Raw genomic sequence first — 25,421 nt, 5'->3', positions numbered from 1 at the left:
CCATGCCTCCAGCCATCCCGCTCGCCACCTACCGCCTGCAGCTCACCGCCGACTTCAATTTCGAGGCAGCGGCGCGGGTCGTGCCTTATCTGAAGGCGCTCGGCATCAGCCATGTCTACGCCTCGCCGTTCATGACGGCGCGCAAGGGCTCGACACATGGCTACGACATCACGGATCACACCAAGCTCAATCCGGAGCTCGGCGGCGAGGACGGCTTCACCAAGCTCAGCGCCGCGCTGAGGGCTCACGACCTCGGGCTGATCCTCGATTTCGTGCCGAACCATGTCGGCGTGCACTTCGACGATAATCCGTGGTGGCTGGACGTCCTCGAATGGGGCCAAGCCTCGCCGCATGCGGCCTCGTTCGACATCGACTGGGACCAACTGCCGTATCGCGCGCGCGGCGGCGTGCTGCTGCCGATCATCGGCACGTCCTACGGCCATGCGCTGGAGCACGGCGACATCGAGCTGCGCTACGATCCGGAGGAAGGCTCGTTCTCGTGCTGGTACTTCGAGCACCGGCTGCCGGTCGCGCCCGAGCGCTATGGCGAAATGTTGCGCATCATCGTCAAGGAAGCCGGTGAAGAAAGCGGCGACGCCGGCAAGGCGATCCTGGAGCTCGCCTCGCGCTACCCCGGCCTGCGCCATCCCAACCGCAGGGAAGCGCCCAGCTTCAAGGCAGCGCTCAAGGCCATTCCCGGCGCCGCCGACGTCATCGCGCGCGGCCTTCCGGCCTACAAAGCGGGCGAAGACCGCCCCGCGCAGACATTGGCCCTGCACCATCTGCTGGAGCGGCAGCACTACAAGCTCGGGCATTGGCGGCTGGCGTCCAGCGACATCAACTACCGCCGCTTCTTCGACGTCAACACGCTGGCCGGCCTGCGCGTCGAGGACGCCGGAACGTTCGAGGCGATCCACCGGCTGGTCAAGAAGCTGGTCGCGGATGGTCAGTTGCAGGGTCTGCGGCTCGACCATATCGACGGTCTGCGCGATCCCGCGCAATATTTTCAGCGCCTGCGGCGGCTGATCCGTGACGCCCGGGGGCCCGCGGCCGGGCCGTTCTACGTCGTCATCGAGAAGATTCTCTGCGAGCACGAGAAGCTGCCGAGCTTCTCCGGCGTGCATGGCACCACCGGCTACGAGTGGATGAACGTCATCACCCAACTCCTGATCGACGGCAAAGGTCTGGAGCCCTTGGACGAGATCTGGCGCCAGATCAGCAACAAGCCGCCGAAGCTCGCGCCTGTGATCAAGGAAGCCAAGCGTCGCGTGCTGGAGACGCTGCTGACCAGCGAGTTCACCGTGCTCACGCGCCTCCTGGCGCGGATTGCCAATGGTCACTATTCCACGCGCGACTATTCGGAAGACAGCCTGCGCCAGGCGCTCGAGCTGTACGTGCTGCACTTTCCGGTCTACCGGACCTATCTCACAACGGCCGGCCCGACCGAGGCCGACCGCCAGCTGATCGATCACGCCATCACGCAGGCGCGTGCCGAATGGTTCGCCTCCGACGGCTCGATCTTCGACTTCCTGCGCGATGCGCTGACGATGGATCTGATCAAGCGCGACCGCAGCACCACCCACAGCGTCCCGCGCGTGCGCCGCTTCGCCTTGAAGGTGCAGCAGTTCACCGGGCCGATGATGGCGAAGTCGCTCGAGGACACCGGCTTCTACCGCTTCCACCGGCTGCTCGCGCTCAACGAGGTCGGCGGCGATCCGGCCGCGCATGCGCTCCCGGTCGGCGACTTTCACACGCTCATGCGGCAGCGCGCCAGGCATTGGCCGCACGGCATGACGGCGACCGCCACGCACGACACCAAGCGCGGCGAGGATGCCCGCATGCGGCTCGCGGCCCTCACCGAGCTGCCCAATGACTGGACCTCCGCGGTGGCGCGGTGGAAGACCCTGAACGCGCCGAACGTCGTCACCGCCGGAACCATGCGCGCGCCGTCCGCCACCTTCGAATACATGCTGTACCAGACCCTGGTCGGCATCTGGCCGCCCGCCGGCACCGGTGAAGGCCTCGTCGATCGGCTGCAGGCCTATGCGCTGAAGGCCGCGCGGGAGGGCAAGGAGGAGACCAGCTGGCTCAATCCGAACGAGGCTTATGAGAACGGTCTGCGCAGCTTCATCGACGGCAGTCTCGATCGTGGTCGTTCGTCCGAGTTCCTGCAGTCGCTGGAGACGTTCGCCAAGCGGATCGCCCTGCTCGGCGCGCTCAATTCGCTGACGCAGCTCACGCTCAAGGCGACGATGCCCGGCGTACCCGACTTCTACCAGGGCACCGAGTTCTGGGACCTCTCGATGGTCGATCCCGACAATCGCCGTCCGGTCGATTTTGCCGCGCGCGAGAGCGCATTGCGGGACAATGAAAGCCCGAACTGGACCAATCTGGTCGAGCATTGGCCTGACGGCCGCATCAAGCTCGCATGGACGCGGCATCTGCTGAAGCTGCGCAGCGAGCTCGCCGACGTGTTCACCGACGGCAGCTACGAGCCGCTCGAGGTGAGGGGCCGGCACGCCGACCACATCGTCGCCTTCGCGCGCCGACGCGGGCGCGAGGCTGCCATCGTGGTCGTCGGCCGCAATTTTGCGCCGTTCACCGACGGCGGCCGCGTCTGGCCGCACGCCGATGCATTCGACGCTACGGTGCAGGTTCCCGGCTACGCGGCCCCCCAAGTTCAAGACAGCGTGCTCCCTGTCTCCGCGCTCTTCACCCATCTGCCGGCCGCATTGATATCCGCCGGGGTGGACGGTGCGCCCGAACGCGGCGGCAGGCGAACGCCAGCCCTCGCGTCTCCGAGCTGATCAGCTCTTCTTCGTCAACAACAGCTGGCCGCGGCTGCGAATGGCGGACTGCGCCGCCTCGGCAAAACGCTGCAACAGCCAGGGCAGCGTGACCTCGACACGCACATGGTCGTCGGCGACGTCGACGTGGCCCGACGCCGCCTGGCCGAGCGCGCGAACGCGAAAGATCATCTTGTCGCCGTCCCACCGCTCCTCGTCGACGCTCAGGACCGGCAGGCTGCTCGCGGCGCGGCTCAGGCCGGATTGCAGCCGCCGCACGGCTTCGTCCTTGCCGAGGCGATGCGGAATGGAAACGACAAGCGGTCTTGACATCGCGATCTCCTGACTAACAACCGCCCTCATGTAGTCATCGATCGATACGACCGCAAAGATACACTCCGTATTTTACCTGTTTCCCTCGCGGAACTTTCGAAGTTCCGACCAGTTTCCTCGACGAAGGCAGAGCCATTTGTCGCCCCGCTGCCGGGCCCTGGAGGAAAGTACATGTCCATCGGAACAATCATCCTCATCATTCTCATCATCGCGCTGCTCGGCGGCTTCTCCGGCATCGGCGGCGGCCCGTTCTACGGCACCGGCTATTACGGCGGCGGTGGTCTCGGCCTGATCATCGTCATCGTGCTGATCCTCGTCCTGCTCGGGCGGATCTGATTCACCTGCGATGCTCTTCGGGCAGATGTGGCGAAGACCATGTCTGCCCGAACCAGCTGACAGCCTTTCACAGCTTGTCCGTCAGCTTCTTGATCGCCGGCTTGATCGCTCCGGCCGCGTCGTCATAACCATCCCACGCCTTGGTCTTGGCCAGCAGCGCCGGAACCGTTCGGATCGTATAGCGCTTGGGATCGAGTCCGTTCTTCACCTGCGTCCACGTGATCGGCATCGACACCGTCGCGCCGTCACGCGCCCGCGGTGACAACACCGCGACGGCGGTCGACATGCGATCATTGCGCAGATAGTCGAGGAAGATCTTCCCCTTGCGCAGCTTCTTCGACATGTTGAGCAGATAGTCGTCGGGACTGTCGTTCGCCATCCACTGGCACACGCCCTGGGCAAACGCCTTCGCCTCCGGCCACGTCACCTTGTCGCGCGCGCCATGGAGCAGCGGCGTGACCACATGCAGGCCCTTGCCGCCGGTGGTCTTGCAGAAGCTCTCCAGCCCGAGCGTCTTCAGGCGCTGCCGCATCTCCTTGGCCGCGGCGATGACCTCCTCGAAAGCGACGTTCGGCGCCGGATCGAGATCGAACACCAGCCGGCCCGGCACGTCGTAGGCATCGGGCGCGCAATTCCACGGATGCAGCTCGACGGCTGCGACTTGCGCCACTGCGATGAGCCCCTCAACGCGATCGATCTGCAGATAGGGTTTGCGATCGCCGGAGACCTTCACCAGCTCGAGCAGGTCCGACATGCCCTGCATGCCGTGCCGCTGGAAAAACCGCTCGCCGCCGATGCCGTCGGGCGCGCGCACGATCGAGCATGGCCGGCCCTTCAGATGCTCGATCATCCAGTCACCGACGGCCTCCAGATAGTTGGCGAGGTCGAGCTTCGTCACCGGCTCGCCGTCGCCGGCGTCCGGCCACAGCGCCTTGTCGGGCTTGGAGATCGCAACGCCCATCACAGTGGCCGAGGTCTTCGACCGCGAGGGGGTCTTGTGCACCGTCGTGCCGCCGGTCGCGACCGTCGCCGCGGCACGCGCCACCGGCTTCGTCACCTTGGTAGCCACGACCGGCTCCTCGGCAACCACCTCGCGCGCCGGCTTGTCCTGGCGCAGTCCCTTGAACGAAGCCTGCCGGACATTGCCGTCGCCGGTGAAGCCGGCGAATTCGATCTCCGCCACGAGCTCCGGCTTGAGCCAATGCACCTCACGCGCCTTGCGCGGGGCGTTCTTGCCGCTGAACGGACTCTTGTCAGCCGCCGCCGCCTTCAACGCCGGCATGATCTCCTTCACCGTGTCCTGGCCGAAACCGGTGCCGACGATGCCGACATAAGCGAGATGATCGCCCTTGTTGACGCCGACCATCAGCGAGCGAAACTTGCCGTTGGTGGTCTTCCAGCCGCCGATGACGACCTCGTGTCCCGGCCGCGTCTTGGCCTTGGTCCAGCTCTCGGTGCGGCCGGAATGATAGGCCGATTCCAGTTTCTTCGAGACGATGCCCTCCAGGTTCAGCTTGCGCGCGGACTCCAGCACCGCCTCGCCATCGCTCTCGAAGTGCTCGACATAGCGGATACGCGGCGTCTTGCCCTTGATGTTGGCCTTCAACAGCTTCGCCAGTCGCGCCTTGCGCTCGCGCAGGGGCTGGCGGCGCAGGTCGAACTCGTCGACGAACATCAGGTCGAAGGCGAAAAAGATCAGTTCCTCAGTCTGCCCGGCCGAGATCGCCGCCTGCAGCGCCGAGAAGTTCGGATTGCCGTCCTTGTCGAGCGCGACGATCTCGCCGTCGATGATCGCATCGGGCAGCCTGGCCGCCTCCTCCGCAATCGCACCGAACTTGGCAGTCCAGTCCAGGCCCTTGCGCGTCTTCAAAGTGGCCTTGCCGTTCTCGACCCTGATCTGCACGCGATAGCCGTCGAACTTGATCTCGTGCGCCCAGCCCTCGCCGCTGGGCGGCGCCGCGACGGACGTGCAGAGCTCGGGCGGAACGAAGTCCGGCAGCGACGCGACGGTCCGCGGCTCCGCCGTCTTCGCAACGCGAGCCTTGGCACCGCTCCCCTTCGATGCCCCGGCTTTCGGCGATGACGCCTTGGTCGAGACCTTCGACTTCGTTTCGCCGTCGCTGCGGTTGGAGTGCCACACGGCGTCAGCATTCATGCGCTGCGTCTTGGCCAGCATGAACGGCTTCGGCGCCTTGCCCTTGCCGGCCGCGATCTGCTCCATCGAACGTCCCGACGCGACCGACTTGTCGGCCGCGAGGATGTCGTTGGCCTTGCCTTCCCTGGCGAATTCATCACGATGCTTGATCAGCAGCCAGTTGGTGCGCTTGCCGCCGGTGCGATCGTGGCGCATCCGCACCAGAACCCAGCTGCCATGCAGCTTCTCTCCCTCCAGCGTGAACTTCAGGTCGCCCTTCTTGAAGCCGCGCTCAGGATCTTCGCTCTCCCAAGTGCCGCGGTCCCACAGCATCACGGTGCCGCCGCCATATTCGCCTTCGGGAATCGTGCCTTCGAAATCGCCGTAATCCAGCGGATGGTCCTCGACCTCGACCGCGAGCCGCTTGTCGTGCGGATCGAGCGACGGCCCCTTGGTCACCGCCCACGACTTGAAGACGCCGCCGAATTCGAGCCGGAGATCATAGTGCAGCCGGGTGGCGTCATGCTTCTGAATGACGAAGCGCGGCCGCTCGGCACGGGCGACCTTGGCATCGCCGGACGGCTCTGCCGTTTTCTCGAAGTCGCGTTTCTTGCGATAGGTGGAAAGCTTCTTGAGCGCCACGGTGATCCCTCGCGTTGAGCGGTAGCGTAGCAAAGCCGGCGAGGTCGTGGAACCGGCCGATCTGCATGATAACACCGGGCAAAGTTCCGCGTTCCCGGCGCTCGACGAGCCCGGGTGTTGCTGCATTCGGCCCTCCGCAGACGCGAGAGGGTGCAGGGAAGGCCGGGTGCCGACCGCGGCCCATGGCCCGCCTGCAGAAAAAAAGCAGGCGGCAGTCACCACAGGTACGGCCATCAACCGGCCTTCCCTGCGCGATGGTGTTAACGCTTACTTCGCGATCTCCCCGGTGTCCGGCTTGTAGCCACCGTCGCCCGCGCGCCTCGTCAGCGCTACGGACTTGACGCCAGCATCGGGGCGCCAGGACCACGCGACTTCACGTCCGAGAGACAACGCTCGTCCGCGCATCAAGCGCACGCTGCCGTCTCGTCCATCGCCTCCCGCACTCCACGTATCGTGACGACGCGTACGCCCTCTGCATGAGGCGGGATGCACGGAAAGATCGATCTGATTTGCCCGACGAGGCAAGGGATAGTTGGTGCGACATAGTAACCCGACGGGCATGCTCCATCGTAACGCCCCCTTTCGCTATGCAGAGCCGATCATCCCGCTCCTTTCACGGCGTCATGGCCGGGCTTGTCCCGGCCATCCACGTCGGTCGGCGGATGCGGGTCGACGTGGATGCCCGGGACAAGCCCGGGCATGACGAGTAACAAATAGGCGGCGCATCCGGGGCAACTGCTCCAAGCCGCGGCACACGGAACCGCAACGACGACTTATCCGTTGCAACGCTGTCCTCACCGTTTACGGAGATCCCGATGGCCCCCCGCGCCTATTGGAAAGGCTCGCTCAAACTCTCGCTCGTCAGCTGCCCTGTCGTGCTCTATCCGGCATCCACTTCGGTGGAGAAGACGCGCTTCCACCTGATCAACCGCGAGACCGGCAATCGGCTCAAGCAGCAGATGATCGATGCCGAGACCGGCGACATCGTCGAGAGCGAGCAGAAGGGCCGCGGCTACGAGCTGTCCAAGGGGCAGTATGTCGAGATCGAGCCGGAGGAGCTGGAGGCGGTCCAGATCGAGAGCAACCATACGATCGATATCGACAGCTTCGTGCCGCGTGAGGAGATCGACCAGCGCTACCTCAATCATCCCTATTACATCGCCCCCGACGGCAAGGCAGCGGTCGACGCCTTCGCGGTGATCCGCGACGCCATGAAGGACCAGGACCGGGTCGCGCTGGCGCGCATCGTGCTGACGCATCGCGAGCACGTCATCGCCATCGAGCCGATGGGCAAGGGCATGCTCGGCACCACGCTGCGCTTCCCTTACGAGCTGCGCGACGAAGCTGAGTTCTTCGACGACATCAAGCCGCCGAAGATCACAAAGGACATGGTCGAGCTCGCCGGCCACATCCTGCAGACCAAGGCCGCGCATTTCGATCCCTCGGAGTTCAAGGATCAATACGAGACGGCGCTGAAGGCGCTGGTCAAGCGCAAGGCCTCGGGCAAGCCGATCAAGCTGCCAGAGCCGGAGGAGAAGTCCGGCAATGTGGTCAGCCTGATGGACGCACTGAAGCAGAGCCTGGGCAAGGGCGGCAAGAAGGCGTCGCGTTCACCATCGCGGCGGGCGCCGTCGCATCGCCGTCCGGCAAAGAAGGCGCATCGCTCGGCGGCGCGGCAACGCAAGGCCGGATGAAGTCGTAACCTGGATGTCGCTGCGCTCATCCGGCTACAGACGGCTCGTCTAGCTCAAGCCCCCACGCCCACCGCCGTCATCCCGACGAACGCCGGGATCCATACTCCGCGGCGGGTATGGTGAGACGAGACTGGTCGGACATCCCGCCCCATCACATCTCCCTGGGGTTCTGGGTCCCGGCGTTCGCCGGGACGACAGCGGAGGATCGGGCGACGACTGCGCGTCACGGCGCGCGTTGCGCTGATCAGCGCTATCAGTTCTTCTTCGACGACTTCTTCTTTGTCGTTTTCTTGGTGGTCTTCTTCGTGCTCGTCTTGCTCGCACTCTTCGAGGATTTCTTGGCAGATTTCTTGGCAGATTTCTTCGCCGAGGACTTCGCGCTCTTCCTGGCCGGCACCTTCTTGCCTTCGCGGCGCGCTTCCGACAGGCCGATCGCGATCGCCTGCTTGCGGCTCTTGACCTTGCGGCCCGAGCCACCGCTCTTCAACGTTCCGGCCTTGCGCTTCTTCATCGCGCGCTCGACGTCCTTGGACGCACCCTTCGCGTATTTGCGTGCTGTTCGTGCCATTGAAGATGATCTCCCTGTGACACCACAGCAATCACGACACGGCGCGAAGGTTCCGTTTCCGAGGAACAGGGGATCCGAGGATGAGCTTCGCGATCTGTCACCATGGGCTGCGTGGGGACTGGGTTGATCTTCGCCAGCTCCCCTTTCCGCAGAGGTCGCGCTGCCTGCTTGCGGGCAAATGTCGGATTGCATCGAAGCTGCGATCCGAATTGAGGCCTACTTCACCGGCCGCTTCTCCAGCTTGCGGGCCAGGGTCCTGCGATGCATGCCGAGGCGTCGTGCGGCTTCGGAGATGTTGAAGTCGGTATCGATCAGGGTCTGATGGATGCGCTCCCACTCGAGCGTCTTGATCGACGTGGCGCGCTCCGCGAGCGCCACCTGGGCGTTGCCCTGGGCCTTGCGGAAGGCTTCCTCGATGTCGTCGGTGTTCGATGGCTTGGCGAGATAGTGGCAGGCGCCGAGCTTGATGGCCTCGACGGCCGTGGCGATGCTGGCGAAGCCCGTGAGCACCACGATCAGCATCTCCGGATCATGCGCATGCAGCTTCTCGACACAGACGAGGCCGGAGGCGCCGCCGAGCTTGAGGTCGACGACGGCATAGGTGAACGTCTTCTCTTTCAGGATGTCGTCGACCTGCTCGAGCGAGGCCGCGATCACCGCCTCATAGCCGCGGCGCTCGAAGGAGCGTTTCAGGGTGCGTGCAAAGCCGTCGTCGTCCTCGACGATGAGGAGAGAGCGTTCAATCTCCACTGGGCTCTCCAATCGCAAGCATCGACAGCGGCAGCGACAGCCGCACGGTTGCCCCGCGTCCCCGGTGGTTCCAGGCAGAAACGCTACCGCCCAGCTTGCGGATCACGTTGACCACCAGGAACAGCCCGAGGCCGCGGCCCGGGCGGCCCTTGCTCGACTGGTAGGGACGCCCGAGTTGTCCGAGCATGGCCGGATCGAATCCGGGTCCGCGATCGCTGACGCTGAGCAGCAGCTGATCGCCATCGCGCTCGACGACGAGTTCCACCCATTCGCGCGACACTTCGAATGCGTTGTCGAGCACGTTGACGATGGCCTGCTTCAGCGCGACGTCGGAGACGATGGCGGGGTCCGCGCCGAACTCGTTGCGGACCATCAGGTTGCGCGCCGAACGCGCCGCGCTCCATTCCGCCACCAGCGTGGTCAGGAACGCCTTCAACGTCGTCGGCGCCGAGCCTTCGCCGCGCGCCTGCCCGGCCGACACCAGGATGTCGGTGACGATCGATTTGCAGCGCTGCACCGCGGCTTCCATTTCGGTGAAGTCCTCCGCCAATGCCGGATCGGCCGAGATCGCGGTCATGCGCCGCCAGTCGTTCAGGATCACCGAGATCGAGGCGAGCGGCGTGCCCAGCTCATGCGCGGCGCCCGAGGCCAGGAGGCCCATGCGAATGATGTGATCCTGCTCGGCGGCATGCTGGCGCAGATCGGCGAGCTTGGCGTCGCGCTCGCGCAGATTCCGGTTGATGCGAGTGACGAAGACGACGAGCAGCACGGCGTCGAGCACGAAGCCGACGAACATGCCGGTGATGTGCAGTGTGAAGGCGTCGCTGACGTGATGCTGCGGGAGATCGAGCGGGCGGTACTCGATGGTGAGCCAGACGAAGCTGAGCACGGTGAGCGCCACCAGCGACCAGGACGAGCGCGCATCGAGCAGCACGGCGCCCAGCGTCACCTGGAGCAGATAGAGACAGGTGAATGGATTGGACGCGCCGCCGGTGAGATAGAGCTCGGACGTCAGCGCCACGACGTCGAGCATCAAGGCGATCAGCAGATGGCGATTGGCGACATCGTCGCGCGTCCGCAGCCAGATGTGGCTGGCGACGTTCAGCACCACGAGCGCGCAGATGATCGCCGCCATGGGCAGCAGTGGCAGCGTGATGCCGAACCAATAGGTGACGAACGCGATGGTGACGATCTGGCCGACCACGGCGATCCAGCGCAGCTGGATCAGCAGGACCATGTTCTTGCGGTTGGTCGCGTCCTTGGTCGGCAGCGGAGCGTGGATTTCGGGCATCCCGATCGCGGCGACAGCTCCGATCGGCAGATTCGGCGCCTCGTTCCTCATGGCGCGGCGTCCGCGATTGGCGCAAGCGTCGACGGGACCGGTCCGCTCACAATGGCGATGCCTCGTGTCCACGCATGCCCTGCTGCCGATGATCCCATTCCGCATCCTGCGCTGCCGCCGCGCCGGCTTCGCCGCGCGCGCGGCGGAGCCGCTGCACGCCGGCGCCGGCCAGCATCAGGGCCAATGTAAACCACGTCAGCGCGTAAACCAGATGGTTGTTCGGAAACGCGATCACGGTCAGGCCACCGATCGGGAAGCCACCGGGATTGGGCGTCGCGTCGGCATCGACGAAATAGGGAGCGACGTCCTGCAGGCCGCGCGCGGCCGCGATCGCCGCGACGTCACGTGAATACCAGCGATTGGCCCGAGGATCATTGTCGCGCAGGAAGCCGCCGCCGGGCTCCGAGATCCGCAGCAATCCGGTCACGCTGACCGCACCATCCGGGTTCCCGGCGCCGCGGCTGGCGCGATCGCGGCGATCCGAGGGGACGAAACCGCGGTTCACCAGCACGAGGCCGTCGGCCGTCTGCAGCGGCGTCACCACCCAGTAGCCGGGCCCCTCGACCGTGATCGCCTGGACCAGCGTCTCCTGGTCGTTGAGGAAGCGGCCGCTGAGCGTCACCCGCTTGTATTCGTCGTCGCTACGATTGATCGCTGGCCACTGTGCGGGAGAAGGCGCCGGCACCGGCACGGCATGCACGCGGCGCTCGACCCGGTCGATCAGATCGAGCTTCCAGGCGCGGCGCTCGACCTGCCAGACACCGAGCGCCAGCAGGATCGCGACGCAGGCGACCCACGCGGCGCCGATCGCCAGCGTCGCCGGCCGCCACGCGCCCGGCGTCTCTCGTCCCCCTGCCCGATTGGCAGGGCTCGACATCACGGCGTCTGGCCCATCTCGTGCACCGGCATCATGTTGGTGGTCAGATGATGCATGACCCAGAGCGAGCCCGACAGCGCGATCACCACCATGATGATGGTGAAGATCAGCGCCATCATCGTCCAGCCGCCCTCGGCCTTGGTGTTCATGTGCAGGAAGAAGATCATGTGGACCACGACCTGTACGGCCGCGAACGCCATGATGATCAGCGCCGTCACCTGCCTGTCGAACGAGCCGGTCATGACGAGCAGGAACGGGATCGCCGTCAGGACGACGGACAGGCCGAAACCGATCAGCTGGCCGGAGCGCGTGCCGGCATGGTCGTCGGCCGAACCGTGAGCGTGGGCATCAGAGCTCATCGCAGCATTCCCATCAGATAGACGAAGGTGAAGACACCGATCCAGATCACGTCCAGGAAGTGCCAGAACATGCTGAGGCAGACCAGCCGGCGCCGGTTGGCCTCGATCAGGCCGAAGCGCTTGACCTGCACCATCAGGGTGAGCAGCCAGACCAGACCGAACGTGACGTGCAGACCGTGCGTTCCAACCAGGGTGAAGAACGACGACAGGAAGGCGCTGCGCTGCGGCGTCGCGCCCTCATGGATCATGTGCGCGAACTCGGTCAGCTCGATGCCGAGGAAGGCGAGGCCGAAGAGACCGGTGATCACCAGCCATCCCTGCATCGCGCCGACGCGGTTCTGCTGCATCGACAGCATCGCGAAGCCGTAGGTCAGCGACGACAGCAGCAGGAACGAGGTGTTGATTGCGACCAGCGACAGGTCGAACAGGTCCTTCGGCGCCGGGCCGGCGGCATATTTGGCGCCGAGCACGCCATAGACGGCGAACAGGATCGCGAAGATGAGGCAGTCGCTCATCAGATAGATCCAGAAGCCGAGCTGCGTGCTGCTGCCTTCCGGGTGGTCGTGCTCGTCGACGACGTAGAAGACCGGCTCGCCGGCCTTCATGGTGCCTGTTGCGATCGTCATGACTTGGCTCCTGCCGCGAGCAGCTCGGTGCGGGCACGTTCGACGCTCACGACCTCTTGGGCCGGAATGTGGAAGCTGCGGTGATAGTTGAAGGTGTGGCCGATCGCGACCGCCAGCAGCGCGACGAAGCTGCCGGCCGCCATCCACCACATGTACCAGATCAGGCCGAACGCCATGGTGGTGCTGAGGCCCGCCAGAATCACGCCGGTGCCGGTGTTGCTCGGCATATGGATCGCCTTGAAGCCTGTGAGCGGACGGACGTAGCCGCGGCGCTTCATGTCCCACCACGCGTCGTTGTCGTGGATGACGGGCGTGAAGGCGAAATTGTAGGCCGGCGGCGGCGACGACGTCGCCCACTCCAGGGTGCGCGCATCCCAGGGATCGCCGGTGGTGTCGACGAGCTGCTCGCGGCGCAGGACGCTGACGGCGATCTGAATCAGGAAGCTGGCGATGCCCAACAGGATCATGAACGCGCCGATGCCGGCGATGATGAACCAGATCTGCAGGCTCGGATCATCGAAGGTGCGCAGGCGGCGCGTCACGCCCATCAGGCCGAGCACGTAGAGCGGCATGAAGGCGAAGTAGAAGCCCACGGTCCAGAACCAGAACGACATCTTGCCCCAGAACGGATCGAGCTTGAAGCCGAACGCCTTCGGGAACCAGTAGGCGATGCCGGCGAACAGGCCGAACAGCACGCCGCCGATGATCACGTTGTGGAAATGCGCGACCAGGAACAGGCTGTTGTGCAGCACGAAGTCGGCCGGCGGCACCGCGAGCAGCACGCCGGTCATGCCGCCGATCACGAAGGTCAGCATGAAGGCCACCGTCCACATCATCGGCAGCTCGAAGCGGATGCGGCCGCGATACATCGTGAACAGCCAGTTGAACATCTTCGCGCCCGTCGGGATCGAGATGATCATCGTGGTGATGCCGAAGAACGAGTTCACGCTGGCGCCGGAGCCCATCGTGAAGAAGTGGTGCAGCCAGACCAGGTAGGACAGAATGGTGATGACGACGGTGGCGTAGACCATCGAGGTGTAGCCGAACAGCCGCTTGCCCGAGAAGGTCGAGGTGACCTCGGAGAAGATGCCGAACGCCGGCAGGATGAGGATGTAGACCTCCGGATGGCCCCAGATCCAGATGAGGTTGACATACATCATCGGATCGCCGCCGAAATCGTTGGTGAAGAAGTTGGTGCCGACGTAGCGGTCGAGCGACAGCAGCGCCAGCACCGCCGTCAGCACCGGGAAGGAGGCGACGATCAGCACGTTGGTGCACAGCGAGGTCCAGGTGAACACCGGCATCTTCATCATGGTCATGCCGGGCGCCCGCATCTTGACGATGGTGCAGATCAGGTTGACGCCGGATAACAGCGTGCCGACGCCGGCCACCTGCAGCGCCCAGATATAATAGTCGACGCCGACGTCCGGACTGTAGGACAGGTTCGACAGCGGCGGATAGGCGAGCCAGCCGGTGCGCGCGAACTCGCCGACGAACAGCGAGCACATCACCAGAACGGCGCCGGCCGTGGTCATCCAGAAGCTGAAATTGTTGAGGAACGGAAACGACACGTCGCGGGCGCCGATCTGCAGCGGCACGACATAGTTCATCAGGCCGGTGACCAGCGGCATCGCCACGAAGAAGATCATGATCACGCCGTGGGCCGTGAACACCTGATCATAGTGGTGCGAGTTGAGGTAGCCCTCGGAGCCGTTGAAGGCGATCGCCTGCTGCAGGCGCATCATCAGGGCGTCGGCAAAGCCGCGCAGCAGCATGACGATGCCGAGCACCATGTACATGATGCCGATGCGCTTGTGGTCGACGGTGGTGAACCATTCCTTCCAGAGATAGCCCCAGAGCCGGAAATACGTCAGTGCGCCGAGCAGCGCGACGCCTCCGAGCGCAACCATCGCGAAGGTGCCGATGATGATCGGCTCGTGCAGCGGCAGCGACTCCAGGGTCAGCCGGCCGAAGATGAGCTTGGTGATATCTGCTGTATCAAACATGATGGACGCTCACGAATCCGACTTCACGAATTGCTCTTGGGGGCCGGCCCCAGGATGAACGACGCCTTCGACGGCCGCATCAGGCCGGGCCGTTCCAGCCCGCGGCCCTGCAGCGGCGTCCAGTCGAGCGGCGCCAGGACGGTCGGCGAGGAGTCCTCGGCCATGCGCGTGACCTGGTCGCCCGGCAGGCAGACGCCGCCGGCGACGAAGCTCGGCTCGGCGCCGAATATGGCGCCGCGGCCGGCGAACTTGTCGTAGGCGAGCGGCAGCGTGTTGCTGATACCAGCCATGCCCATGCCGCCTCGGGCGTCGATCGCCATCATCTCGCTCATGCACATCTTGCCGGTCTCGACGCACATGTTGAGGATGGCGCGGAACAGGTCGTTGTCGACGGAGGCATAGTACCGCACCGGCTCGTTGGCGCTCGGACGCTCCAGGGTCAGATATTCGGGCTTGCCCAGCGAATTGCCGCTGGCCTTGGCCTTCTCGACCCAGCCCGCGAACTCCGCATCCGACAGGCCATGGAAAGCGAAGCGCATGCCGGAGAAGCCGGCGCCACTGTAGTTCGCCGAGAAGCCGCGATAGACACCGGGCTTGTTGATGACGGCGTGCAGGCGGCTCTGCATACCCGGCATCGCATAGATCTGGCCGGCGAGTGCCGGAATATAGAACGAGTTCATCACCGAGGACGAGGTGATCCGGAAATCGAGCGGCCGGTTCACGGGCGCGGCGAGCTCGTTGAGGCTGGCGACGCCGTATTCGGGATAGATGAACAGCCACTTCCAATCGAGCGCGACGACGTTGACCTCGAGCGGCTTGTCCTGCGGCGTCACCGCGCGATCCGCCGAGATGCGGCCCAGCGTACGGTAGGGATCGAGCAGATGCGTGCCCATCCAGGTCACGGCGCCCAGGCAGATAATGATCAGCAGCGGCGCGGCCCAGATCAGCAGCTCGAGCTGGGTCGAGTGGTCCCAGTCCGGCGTGTAGGTCGCGGACTGGTTGGACTGGCGGTAGCGCCAGGCGATCATGGCGGTGGCCACCATCACCGGCACCACGATCAGCAGCATCAGAACTGTGGCGATGATCACGAGATCGCGCTGCTGGGCGGCGACATCACCGGATGGCGAAAGCACCACCAGATTGCAGCCGCTGAGCGCAAGCCCCAGCGGTAGCAGAGCCAATATCTTCCAGTAACGCACGATTAACCTCGTCGAAGCGCGGATCTCTGAACGAGGCCTCACGTAGCGACAGCGCGTCACGCCCAACATTGGACAATTTGTCCAATACCGGACCGCCGCCCGGCCAGACATCTACGGGCTTAGATAGAGTGCGAGAGGACTGCGAGCAGCGATGACACAGGCAGCGGCCATGGACGGCGAGACCGATCTCTCCCGCAGGCATGAGGCGAACCCGGGCGAGATCGCGATCGGGGTCATCATCGGCCGCACGTCGGAGTTCTTCGACTTCTTCGTCTACGCCATCGCGTCCGTGATCGTGTTTCCGCGGCTCGTCTTCCCGTTCGCCGACGAGCTGACGCAGACGCTGTATTCCTTCGCGCTGTTCGCGCTCGCCTTCATCGCGCGCCCGTTCGGCAGCGTGATCTTCATGGCGATCGACCGCCGCTACGGCAAGAGTGCCAAGCTGATCATCGCACTGTTCCTGTTGGGCACCTCGACCGTCGCGATCGCCTTCCTGCCGAGCTACTACACCGTCGGCGCCGGCGCGATCTGGCTGCTGGCGCTGGCGCGAATCGGCCAGGGCCTCGCCTGGGGCGGCGCCTGGGACGGCCTCGCTTCGCTGCTCGCGATGAACGCGCCGGAGCATCAGCGCGGCTGGTATGCGATGATCCCGCAGCTCGGCGCGCCGCTCGGCCTGATCGTCGCGAGCACGCTGTTCGCCTTCTTCGTCGGCCATCTCTCGGCGGCGGACTTCTTCGACTGGGGCTGGCGCTATCCGTTCTTCGTCGCCTTCGCCATCAACGTCGTCGCACTGTTCGCGCGGCTGCGCATGGTGGTGACCCCCGAATATGACGAGCTGTTCCACTCCCGTGAACTGCAGCCGGCCAGCGTCGCCAACACCATCCGCCACGAGGGCCGCAACATCGTGATCGGTGCCTTCGCGCCGCTGGCAAGCTTTGCGCTGTTCCACATGGTGACGGTGTTTCCGCTGTCCTGGGTGTTCCTGTTCACCAAGGAGACGCCGGCGCGCTTCCTGGTCATCGAAGCCGTCGGCGCGGTGTTCGGCGTGGTCGCGATCATCGCCTCCGGCATGCTCGCCGACCGCATCGGCCGCAAGTCGCTCTTGATCGGCTCGGCCATCGCGATCGCCGTGTTCTCCGGCTTCGCGCCGCAGCTGCTCGACGCCGGTCCGGTCGGCGAGACCGTCTACATGGTGCTCGGCTTCATCCTGCTCGGCCTGTCGTTCGGCCAGTCCTCCGGCGCGATCGCCGCCAACTTCGCCCGCACCTATCGCTACACGGCGTCAGCACTGACCGCCGACTTGGCGTGGCTGTTCGGCGCAGGCTTTGCGCCACTCGCGGCGCTGCTGCTGGCGTCGTATTTCGGCCTGCTGTCGGCCGGCGGCTACCTGCTGTCGGGCGCGGTGTGCACCCTGCTCGCGCTGTGGCTGAGTGCGCCGAGGCAGTTGGAGCAGAAATAAGCGGGGCGACTCATGTAGCTGAAGCGGGTCTTCTTGGTTCGAGATGCGCTGTCGGCCACGGCGTTCTGATCGAGACGATCAAAAGCTTCTTTCCAAGTTGCGCGGTCGCCCGCTTGGAACGGCCTCTCCCCTCACCCTGAGGAGCCCGCCGGAGGCGGGCGTCTCGAAGGGCGAGGCCACAGCTCGGGCCTCATGGTTCGAGACGCGCCTTCGGCGCTCCTCACCATGAGGGGTGAGATTAGAAGTCGGCGTTGCACATCAAGTGCAGATCAACTCTCCCGCCATTTCCGCTCCGCCTCGTCCCACGCCGCGAGCGGCTGCAGGTCCGGCACCCACGCCAGTCCCGTCTTGGCATCCGACGACACCGCCTCCGGCGTCACCACCATGTCGAGCAGCGCCGGACGATTCGCCAGCGCGCGCTCGATCGCAGGCCCCAACTGCTCCTCCGTCTCGACCCGCTCGGCATGCATGCCGAACGCGCGCGCCATGGCGGCGTGATCGGCGAATTGCAGCCTGGTGCCGACCACCTTGCCATGCGTCACCATCTGGTCGTGCACCTCGATCTGCCAGGCGCCGTTGTTGGCGACGACGATCAGCAACGGCGCCTTGTGGCGCACGGCGGTGTCGACCTCGATCGCGTTGAAGCCGAACGCGCCGTCGCCGGTCGCGACGACCACCGGTTTGTCGGGATAAGCGAGACTTGCGGCGATACCATAGGGCAAGCCGATGCCGATGCAGCCGAACGGGCCGGGATCGAGCATCAGCGGCGCGCTCAAGCCCACACGGGCGAAGGAGAGGAAATCACCGCCGTCGGTGATGACCACGGCGTCGTGGCCGATCGCCTCCTGCACCGCTGACAAGACCCGGTTCGGATGCAAGCGTCCGTCCGAGCCGGGCGCCGCCGTCGCCATGCTCTGCTTCAGCTTGGCGGCCCGTTCCTGATGCGCAGCGCGCAACTTAGCGGCCCATTGCCGATCGACGGCCGATTCGCGATTGCCCGCGAGCGCCACGATCGCGCGGAGCGTCTCCGCCGGTGACGCCAGGATCTCGGCCGCGCCGCGGCGATTGTCGCGCAGCTCGCTCGCGGTGTCGCTGATGCGCACGAATTTGGCGTCCTTGAACACGGCCGGCGAGCCATAGGCAAGCTGGAAGTCGAGCTTGCGGCCGACGGTCATGATCACATCGGCATCGCCCATCACGGCGCCGCGCATCGCGCCGACCACCGACGGGTGATCGTCGGGTACGAGCCCCCTGCTCTCGCCGGTGTCGAGATAGACGGCGCCGAGACGATCGAGCAGGCCGAGCAGCTCAGGACCTGCGCCGCGCGCGCCGCGACCGGAGATGACGAGCACGCGCCGCGCCGACCACAGCAATTCGACGGCCTTCTTGATCTCGACGGGATCAGGACGCGTCGCGGCGCGCGGCTTCGGCGCAAGATGCTCTTCGAGCTGCAGCGCCTTCGGCACGATCCCGCGCAACGTATCCACCGGGAAATCGATGAACACCGGCCCCGGCTCGCCGCCATCGCCGAACGCGCGCGCGATCGCCTCGTCGAGCTCCTGCAGCACCAGCGACGGCTCCCGCACCGTGCGGGCATAGCGCGTGATCGAGCGCACCAGCTGGGTGTGATCCATGTCCTGCAGGCCTCCGCGATTCTCCTGCGGCCGAGGATTGCCGCCTGACATCACCAGCACCGGCGCGCGCGAGACGTGGGCGTTGGCGATGCCGGTGATCGCGTTGGTCATGCCGGGTCCCGCCGTGACCAGCGCGACGCCGAGCTCGCCGGTCAGCTCCGCATGCGCCTGCGCCATGTGCACGGCCGCGCGCTCGTCGCGCACGTCGATGATGCGGATCCCCTCGGCGTCGAGCCGCATCCAGATCGGCATGATGTGGCCGCCGCACAGCGCGAACACGCGGTTGACGCCACGGCGCTTCAGCAGGCGGGCGATCAGGTCGGCCGCACTGTCGGGGGAGACTTTCATCGGACTACTCCGGATGAGATTGCGATCAGCCAGGCGCGAGCCAGGCCACGAGCAGCGAGACCGTGAGAACGGCGAAGATGTGCGAGACCAGGATCGAGCCCGAGGTAACGCCGGCCTCCAGACCGTAGAGCTTGGCGATCGTGAACGGCCCCGAGCCGATCGGCAGCGCGCTCAGAATGACGGCTGAATGCGACCACAGCGGCGGCATTGCGAAGACGTGGAAAGCGAGCAGCGCAGTGACCGCGGGCTGCATCACGAGCTTCAGCGAGACGAGGATTGCGATCGAGGTCGCATCGTGCGTGACGACGCGCTCCTGCGCCAGGAACAGGCCGATGCAGACCAAAGCGGCCGGCGAGGCCGCGCCGCCGAGCAGGGTCGTGAAGCTCATGAACGGCGCCGGCAGCGCGAAGCCGCTGAGGCCGACGCCGAGTCCTGCAACCGGCGCGATGAACAACGGGCTGGTCAGCAGCGAGCGCGCGACCTTGGTGATGGTGGCGCCGAGCGTCGCGCCCTTCTGCAGGTCCATCTCGACGACGACGATCGCGAACAGGAACAGCACACAGGCCGTGAAGAGCGTCGCGATGATCGAGGCCGGCGCGCTGTCGGGCCCGAACACCAAAAGGCACATCGGGATGCCCATGAAGCCGACATTGCTGTAGCCGGCATCGAGCCCCTCGATGCTCGCATTCGCGACGCGGCGGCCGCGCAGCCGGCTGATGACGAAGCCGGTCGCGAACGTCGCGGCGATGCCGCCGCAGAACGCGCCGATGAAGCCGAACTGGCTGACCTGCTCGACGCCGATCTTGGACATCGCCGTGAAGATCAGCGCCGGCAACGCCAGATAGACGGCGAAGCGGTTGAGATTGTCGGTCGCGGTGCGATCGAACACACCGAACCGTCCGCACAGAAATCCGGTGAGGATCAGCGCGAAAATGGGAAGAGCGGAATTGAGAACGGCCTGCATCGCAGCTATCTACCAGACCGCAGCGCATTGCCACCACTCACCTTACGAGAATCTCTTCTTCAGCTCGCGATGCAGGATCTTGCCGGTGGCGTTGCGCGGCATTTCGCTGTCGGTGATGAAGGCGTAGCTGCGCGGCCGCTTGAAGCCGGCAAGGCGCTCCTTCGCCCAGTCGGCCAGATCGCCCTCCTTCACCGTCATGCCGTCGCGCGGCACGATCACGGCATGAACACGCTCGCCCCATTTCTCGTCCGGCAGGCCGATCACGGCGATGTCCTTCACACTCGGATGCGCGCCGACGAGCGCCTCGACCTCGGAGGGATAGATGTTCTCGCCGCCGGAGATGATCATGTTGCTCTTGCGGTCGGCGAGGTGGATGTAGCCGTCGGCGTCGCGGCGCGCCATGTCACCGACCGAGCAATAGGCGCCGCGGAACGCCTCAGCGGTCTTCTCAGGCAGCCGCCAGTAGCAGTCGAAGGTGTGCGCGTTGGACGAATAGAGCTCGCCCGCCTCGCCGTCCGGCACCTCGGTGCCGGCCTCGTCGAGGATGCGGATCGGCGCGGCGCCGACGCATTCGCGCCCCACCGAGCCGAGCTTGGTGAACTGCTCATGCGGATGCAGCATGGTGACCCAGCCGGTCTCGGTGGCGCCATAGAGCTCGTAGAGGCCCGATTTCGGGAACATCTCCATGACCTCGCGCTTCGTTTCGGGGCGCGCCGGTGCCGAGGAGATCATCAGCTTGGTGACCGCGCTGAAATCGTGCTGCGCGCGGACAACGCGCGGCAGATCGAGCATCATGATGTAGTGCGTGGGGACCAGCGACGTGAAGGTCGAGCCGCCGCCGGCGAGCGTCGACACCGCGTGCTCGGGATCGAAGCTCTTGCGCGAATAGATCGAATTGACGCCGCCGATATAGCCGAAGGCGCAGAAGAAGTTCAGCGAATTGGCATGGCACATCGGCATCACCAGCAGCGCGCCGTCGTTGCGGCTGAGCTTCAGTTCGATCTCGGTGACCATCGACAGCAGAACGGCACTGCGATGGCTGCGCAGCACGCCCTTCGGCTTGCCGGTCGTGCCGGAGGTGTACATCAGGGTCCAGGGATCGGACAGCGCGACCTGCTGGTCGGGCTCGCGCGATGACGCGGCCGCGATGATGTCCTCATAGCCCCGATAGCCGGCCGGGCGCGGCTTGCTGCCGAAGTGGATGAAGCGATCGTCGGCGATGCCGAGATCTCCGCGGACCTCCTCGACGAGGCCCACGAGTTCGTCCTGCGCGATGACGGCGGAAGCCTCCGCATTCTGAACGATGAACTGCACCTCCGGCGCGGTGAGACGGAAATTGATCGGCAGCGCGACGAGGCCGGCCTTGGCGGTCGCCGCGTAGATCTCGCACCACTCGACGCAATTGTAGGCGAGGATCGCGACGCGGTCGCCCTTGGCGAGGCCGAGGCCAAGCAGCGCATTGGCGAGCCGGCATGCGCGCTCGTTCCAGAGCGAAAAGCTCATCGACCGCTCGAGGTCGCGGGCGCCGGTTCGCTCCGGCGACATGCGGGCGTGCGCCGATAGCATCTGCCCAAAGTTCAGGAGATCCCTCATCCCCCCCTCCTCCTTCGGCAAATCTCCAGACGCGACAACGTCAGCCGTGACACTCTTAGCCGCGGCCAACAGGCGCTGCTCGAACGCGTCGACTTAGTTCGTCTGCTTCGTGATCCGGACCAGTGTCTGGTCGACGAAACTCTTGATGTCCTGATCCGGCTTGCGGAACAGCTCGCGCTCCACCGTCAGCGTCCGGCCGGGCACCGTCTTGTTGCAGACCTCGCGCAGGAACACGCCGCCCACGGGCTGCTCGCCCGCAGTCGGCTGCAGCTCCTTGCAGTCCCAGCCTTCGGCGCCGTAGCGCGACTTCACCTGATTGCCGAGCAGGAAGGCCTTCTTGCGGATATAGAGTCGCGCCTTCGGATCGGTTTCAATGGTCAGGCCGGTCACGGTCCCCTTGTCGTCGACCAGGACGGTCAGCAGCACCGGATGCCCCGCGACCTTGGTGCCGTCCTGGCTGGTCTCCGGATCGAAGTCGAAGCGCACCGCGTGACGTGACCGCTCGTCGGCCGGACAGTCGCGCCAGGCCGACCATGCGCTGAGCTTGCGGTCCGGATCCTTGGCGCAGGTCAGATTGACATATCCTTCATTCGGCAGGTCGCCGATCGGCATGCCAACGGTGATGTCCCGCAGATCGTAGCTCGGCACCGCCTGCGCAGAGGCCGCATGCACCACAGCGGACAGGAACGTCGCGAAAATCGCAGCGAAGACTGAGCGTTTCATTTCGGTGGCTCGCTTGCAGGCCTGGTGGCGTTGGCCTTGTAGATGTCGCAGACGCGCGATGTATTGCCGAAGAAGGCCGTGCATTCGTCGTAACTGGGCTCGCCGCGCCCCTTGATGTGCGCGAGCACGTAGTCCGCAACCGCCTCGATGTCATTGGGGCGCAGGAACACGCCCCCCTCGGGCGGCATGCGCTCGCCGACGTCCTGACGGCTCATATCGTAGCACTTCGCCGTGTCGTAGGAGCCGCGCGCGAAATACGGCATGCCCGTTCCCGGCCGGCCGCAGGTGACGGTCTCGATGATGTGCTGGCGGTCGAGCTCGGTCTTGCGCAGCGACAGCGCGTCGCCGCCATAGCCGCCGCCGCCGTTGCCGTGCCATTTGTGGCAGCCGACGCAGTTCGCGCGCTTGAACACCGCTTTGCCCGCGTCGGTCGGGTCGGCAGGTGCGGCTGATTGCGCCGAGGCGAGCGATCCTGAGAGGAGAACGAAGGCCAACGCCACGCCGGACGTGATCGCACTGAGTTTCATCTGATCTTCTTGTCGAACAGGGAATAAGGGGCGGAGCGGAGGCAAGGCCTCCGCTCCGCAATCGACGTCACAGCGCGAAGACGTAGAGCATCGAGCCGGGCTGGATCTTCTTCAGCTCGGGCGTGGCTTCGATGAACCACTTGTCCCAGGCGCCGCCGAGACCGACCAGGATCGCGACATACTGCTTGCCGTCGACGGTGAACGTTACCGGAGGCGCGTTGACGCCGCCGCCGGTGTTGAACTCCCACAGCTTCTGCAAGGTCTTGGCATCGAGCGCCATCACCTCGCCCGAGGGCTGGCCGGTGAACACGAGGTCAGGCGTCGACAGCATGCCGCCGAGGTTCGGGAACGGCGTCTCCATCTTGCCGGCGATCTTGCCGGTGGTGACGTCGATCGCGGTCACGCTGCCCGTGATCTTGAACGGCTGGCTCGGTCCGCCGCCGGTCCAGAACTCGCGCGGCTTCAGCTTGTCCTTGGTGGCTTCCTCGACCGTGATCCGGTTGCAGCTCTCGATTACCGGGATGTACCAGAGCTTGAGGTCCGGATTGTAGGACGTCGGCGGCCAGTTCTTGCCGCCCATGTTGCCGGGGCAGATGTCCGCGACCTTGTTCTCGCGATGCGGCGTCACCGCTGCGTTGTAGCGCTGCACCGGGTTCTTGGGATCGTACTCGATCGGCTTGCCGGTCTCCGGATCGAGCCCCTTGGTCCAGGTCACCTTCTTGACGAACGGCAGGCCCCAGATGAACTTGCCGTTGGTGCGGTCGATCGCATAGGCAAAACCGTTGCGGTCCGCCTCGAGCGCGAGCTTCAAGGTCTGCCCGTTCGGCGCGGGCACGTCGACCAGCACGTTCTCGGCGACACTGTCATAATCGTAGGGATCGTTCGGCGTGTGCTGGTAGTGCCACTTGATCTTACCGGTATTGGCGTCGAGCGCCAGCGAGCTGTCGGTGTAGAGGTTGTCGCCCGGACGATAGGCGTTGTCCCAGTCCGGACCGGGGTTGCCGACGCCCCAGATGATGGTGTCGGTCGCCGGATCGTAGGTGCCGGTCACCCAGGTCGAGCCGCCGCCGGCCGCAGCCGCATCGTTGCTGTCCTTCCAGGTCTCGCTGCCGGGCTCGCCCTTCGCCGGAATGGTATGGGTACGCCAGACTTCCTTCTGCGTGCCGAGATCGGTCGCGGCGATCCAGCCGCGGATGCCGTATTCGGCACCTGCGACGCCCGAAATTGCCATGTTCTTCACGATCAGCGGCGCGCCCGTGATCACCTCGCCCTTGTCGGGATCGGCGACCTGGCGCTGCCACGCGACCTGTCCGGTCTCCTTGTTGGTCGCGATCAGGCGGCCGTCGAGCGTGTGCGAGACGACGAGATTGCCCCACAGCGCGACACCGCGATTGTCGACACCGCAGCAGGCGATGGCGCCGGCCCAGTCGTGATCCGTCTTCGGATCCATCTTCCACACCAGCTGGCCTTTGCCGCCGCGCGCATCGATCTTGTAGACCGAGCCCCAACCGTCGGTGACATAGATCATGCCGTTCTCGACGATCGGCGTGCCTTCGAGACCGCCATGGCTCCAGATGCCGCCGCCCTCGACGCCACCGAGATGCATCGTCCAGGCGACCTTCAGATTCTTGACGTTGTCCTTGTTGATCTCCTTCAACGTCGAGAACCGCGTGCCCGAATAGTTCTTGTGATGATGCAGCCAGTTGCCGGCTTCCTTGTCGGCATTGAGCAGCCGCTCCGGCGTCATCTCGTCGGCGGCTTGCGCCGGAGAGGCGAGGTGGAAGCAGGCGAAAGCTGCGCTGGCGAGCAGCATCGCCCGTAACGTGGACCTGACGTGTTTCCTCATCATTTCCTTCTCCCAAGATGATTTTTGCATTTTGTTGGACGACACCCCGCCGGCGCGCAGCGGAGAGGCAGCAGGCGAAGAACAAGCTTCAGACAAGCTTCAGGGCGACTTGCGGACCTCGACCTCCGTTTCGATGGATCCCGCTTTCTGGAACACGATCGTGCAGGTGAAGCGCTTGCCGGGCTCCAGCGGCTCGCGCGTCTGCAGCAGCATCACGTGATAGGCGCTCGGCAGCAGCACCAGCGTGCTGCCCACGGGAATCGGAATGTTGGGAATAGCGCGCATCGCCGGCGCGCCTTCGCCGCGATCGACGGTGTGACGTTCGGAAAAATTCGCGATCGGGCAGCGCACGCGCATCAAGGCTTCGGGCGCCGTGGTTTCATTCTTGATCGTCAGCAGCAGCGGAATGTCGCGACCGACCTCGGGTGTCGCAGGCACCCAGGCTTCGGAGAGAGTCAGACCTTCTCCGGCCGCAGCAGCTGCAGGCGCCGTCGCGACGAACGCGGCACCGAGCGCCGCCACCCATCCATACGCTGATGCCGGCCTCGAGCCGGCGCGCACGCTGCCCTCCGAGGACGCCGAGCAGCTCTGGTCGCGCTTCGAACGAGCCGGTTGATCCGACACGGACGCCCTCCCCGATCATATGAAAGCCGTTTTAGCTTGGCTCCTTATTTT

The 25,421-nt window shown here is 65.3% G+C and carries 21 protein-coding genes; 4 read left to right on the top strand and 17 right to left on the bottom strand.

Annotated features, from left to right (window positions below; all coding sequences use genetic code 11):
- The first annotated feature begins 2 nt into the window (after nt 1-2).
- The gene (gene treY / locus QXZ94_RS32855) at nt 3-2,807 is read left to right on the top strand and encodes a malto-oligosyltrehalose synthase (RefSeq protein WP_315725460.1); all 2,805 of its coding nucleotides are present in this window, start codon (nt 3-5) and stop codon (nt 2,805-2,807) included.
- On the opposite strand, the gene QXZ94_RS32850 is transcribed toward treY, so the two are convergent.
- Nucleotides 2,808-3,119 (bottom strand): polyhydroxyalkanoic acid system family protein, encoded by a 312-nt coding sequence (locus QXZ94_RS32850; protein ID WP_172111217.1) that lies wholly within the window; start codon nt 3,117-3,119, stop codon nt 2,808-2,810. It lies immediately after the preceding gene.
- Nucleotides 3,120-3,290: 171 nt separating this feature from the next.
- Between QXZ94_RS32850 and QXZ94_RS32845 the strand changes: the two genes are divergently transcribed.
- On the top strand, nt 3,291-3,455 hold the full coding sequence (locus QXZ94_RS32845; protein WP_006614022.1) for a DUF3309 family protein: 165 nt from the start codon (nt 3,291-3,293) through the stop codon (nt 3,453-3,455).
- A gap of 67 nt (nt 3,456-3,522) precedes the next feature.
- Here the strand turns inward: QXZ94_RS32845 and ligD are convergent, their stop codons facing one another.
- Entirely contained in the window at nt 3,523-6,231 is a 2,709-nt protein-coding gene (gene ligD, locus QXZ94_RS32840) for a DNA ligase D (RefSeq protein WP_315725457.1), read from the bottom strand.
- 815 nt (nt 6,232-7,046) lie between these two features.
- Here ligD and QXZ94_RS32835 point away from each other — a divergent pair.
- Complete coding sequence (locus QXZ94_RS32835; protein WP_315725455.1) at nt 7,047-7,925, top strand: Ku protein; 879 nt, start codon at nt 7,047-7,049, stop codon at nt 7,923-7,925.
- A 253-nt stretch (nt 7,926-8,178) separates the two neighbouring features.
- Here QXZ94_RS32835 and QXZ94_RS32830 read toward each other — a convergent pair whose 3' ends face one another.
- From QXZ94_RS32830 to cyoA, 8 genes are all read right to left on the bottom strand, one after another.
- Nucleotides 8,179-8,493: a DUF6496 domain-containing protein gene (locus tag QXZ94_RS32830; protein WP_315725453.1), complete on the bottom strand. Its 315-nt coding sequence runs from the start codon at nt 8,491-8,493 to the stop codon at nt 8,179-8,181.
- A 216-nt stretch (nt 8,494-8,709) separates the two neighbouring features.
- Complete coding sequence (locus QXZ94_RS32825; RefSeq protein ID WP_315725451.1) at nt 8,710-9,243, bottom strand: response regulator transcription factor; 534 nt, start codon at nt 9,241-9,243, stop codon at nt 8,710-8,712.
- On the bottom strand, nt 9,233-10,585 hold the full coding sequence (locus QXZ94_RS32820) for an ATP-binding protein (protein ID WP_315725449.1): 1,353 nt from the start codon (nt 10,583-10,585) through the stop codon (nt 9,233-9,235). The genes QXZ94_RS32825 and QXZ94_RS32820 overlap by 11 nt, the downstream gene beginning before the upstream one ends.
- Nucleotides 10,586-10,631: 46 nt before the next feature.
- Nucleotides 10,632-11,462 (bottom strand): SURF1 family protein, encoded by an 831-nt coding sequence (locus tag QXZ94_RS32815; protein WP_315725447.1) that lies wholly within the window; start codon nt 11,460-11,462, stop codon nt 10,632-10,634.
- On the bottom strand, nt 11,462-11,821 hold the full coding sequence (gene cyoD / locus QXZ94_RS32810; protein WP_315725445.1) for a cytochrome o ubiquinol oxidase subunit IV: 360 nt from the start codon (nt 11,819-11,821) through the stop codon (nt 11,462-11,464). The genes QXZ94_RS32815 and cyoD overlap by 1 nt, the downstream gene beginning before the upstream one ends.
- A complete protein-coding gene (gene cyoC / locus QXZ94_RS32805) occupies nt 11,818-12,447 on the bottom strand; it encodes a cytochrome o ubiquinol oxidase subunit III (protein ID WP_315725443.1) in 630 nt (209 codons plus the stop codon). The genes cyoD and cyoC overlap by 4 nt, the downstream gene beginning before the upstream one ends.
- The gene (cyoB, locus tag QXZ94_RS32800) at nt 12,444-14,453 is read right to left on the bottom strand and encodes a cytochrome o ubiquinol oxidase subunit I (protein ID WP_315725441.1); all 2,010 of its coding nucleotides are present in this window, start codon (nt 14,451-14,453) and stop codon (nt 12,444-12,446) included. The genes cyoC and cyoB overlap by 4 nt, the downstream gene beginning before the upstream one ends.
- A 23-nt stretch (nt 14,454-14,476) precedes the next feature.
- The gene (gene cyoA, locus QXZ94_RS32795; protein ID WP_315725439.1) at nt 14,477-15,652 is read right to left on the bottom strand and encodes a ubiquinol oxidase subunit II; all 1,176 of its coding nucleotides are present in this window, start codon (nt 15,650-15,652) and stop codon (nt 14,477-14,479) included.
- A gap of 151 nt (nt 15,653-15,803) precedes the next feature.
- On the opposite strand from cyoA, the gene QXZ94_RS32790 reads away from it, so the two are divergent.
- Entirely contained in the window at nt 15,804-17,111 is a 1,308-nt protein-coding gene (locus QXZ94_RS32790) for an MFS transporter (protein WP_315725436.1), read from the top strand.
- A 269-nt stretch (nt 17,112-17,380) separates the two neighbouring features.
- On the opposite strand, the gene QXZ94_RS32785 is transcribed toward QXZ94_RS32790, so the two are convergent.
- The 7 genes from QXZ94_RS32785 to QXZ94_RS32755 all read right to left on the bottom strand — a co-directional run bounded on the left by QXZ94_RS32785 (nt 17,381) and on the right by QXZ94_RS32755 (nt 25,370).
- Nucleotides 17,381-19,093 (bottom strand): thiamine pyrophosphate-binding protein, encoded by a 1,713-nt coding sequence (locus tag QXZ94_RS32785; RefSeq protein WP_315725434.1) that lies wholly within the window; start codon nt 19,091-19,093, stop codon nt 17,381-17,383.
- A 25-nt stretch (nt 19,094-19,118) separates the two neighbouring features.
- Nucleotides 19,119-20,057, bottom strand: coding sequence for an AEC family transporter (locus tag QXZ94_RS32780; RefSeq protein ID WP_315725432.1), 939 nt, complete (start codon nt 20,055-20,057; stop codon nt 19,119-19,121).
- A 42-nt stretch (nt 20,058-20,099) separates the two neighbouring features.
- Entirely contained in the window at nt 20,100-21,650 is a 1,551-nt protein-coding gene (locus QXZ94_RS32775) for an AMP-binding protein (protein WP_315725430.1), read from the bottom strand.
- A 93-nt stretch (nt 21,651-21,743) separates the two neighbouring features.
- Nucleotides 21,744-22,373: a hypothetical protein gene (locus QXZ94_RS32770; RefSeq protein WP_315725428.1), complete on the bottom strand. Its 630-nt coding sequence runs from the start codon at nt 22,371-22,373 to the stop codon at nt 21,744-21,746.
- Nucleotides 22,370-22,867, bottom strand: a complete 498-nt coding sequence (locus QXZ94_RS32765) for a c-type cytochrome (RefSeq protein ID WP_315726685.1) — start codon at nt 22,865-22,867, stop codon at nt 22,370-22,372. The genes QXZ94_RS32770 and QXZ94_RS32765 overlap by 4 nt, the downstream gene beginning before the upstream one ends.
- A 100-nt stretch (nt 22,868-22,967) precedes the next feature.
- Entirely contained in the window at nt 22,968-24,746 is a 1,779-nt protein-coding gene (locus QXZ94_RS32760) for a PQQ-dependent dehydrogenase, methanol/ethanol family (RefSeq protein ID WP_315726683.1), read from the bottom strand.
- Nucleotides 24,747-24,845: 99 nt separating this feature from the next.
- Nucleotides 24,846-25,370, bottom strand: coding sequence for a copper chaperone PCu(A)C (locus QXZ94_RS32755; RefSeq protein WP_315725426.1), 525 nt, complete (start codon nt 25,368-25,370; stop codon nt 24,846-24,848).
- Nucleotides 25,371-25,421: the final 51 nt, after the last annotated feature.

Origin of the sequence: Bradyrhizobium sp. SZCCHNS2022, assembly GCF_032377575.1 — a bacterium.
Taxonomy (GTDB): Bacteria; Pseudomonadota; Alphaproteobacteria; order Rhizobiales; family Xanthobacteraceae; genus Bradyrhizobium; species Bradyrhizobium aeschynomenes.
The sequence above is the reverse complement of the archived record's forward strand: the minus strand, read 5'-3'. Positions and strand labels throughout refer to the sequence as shown.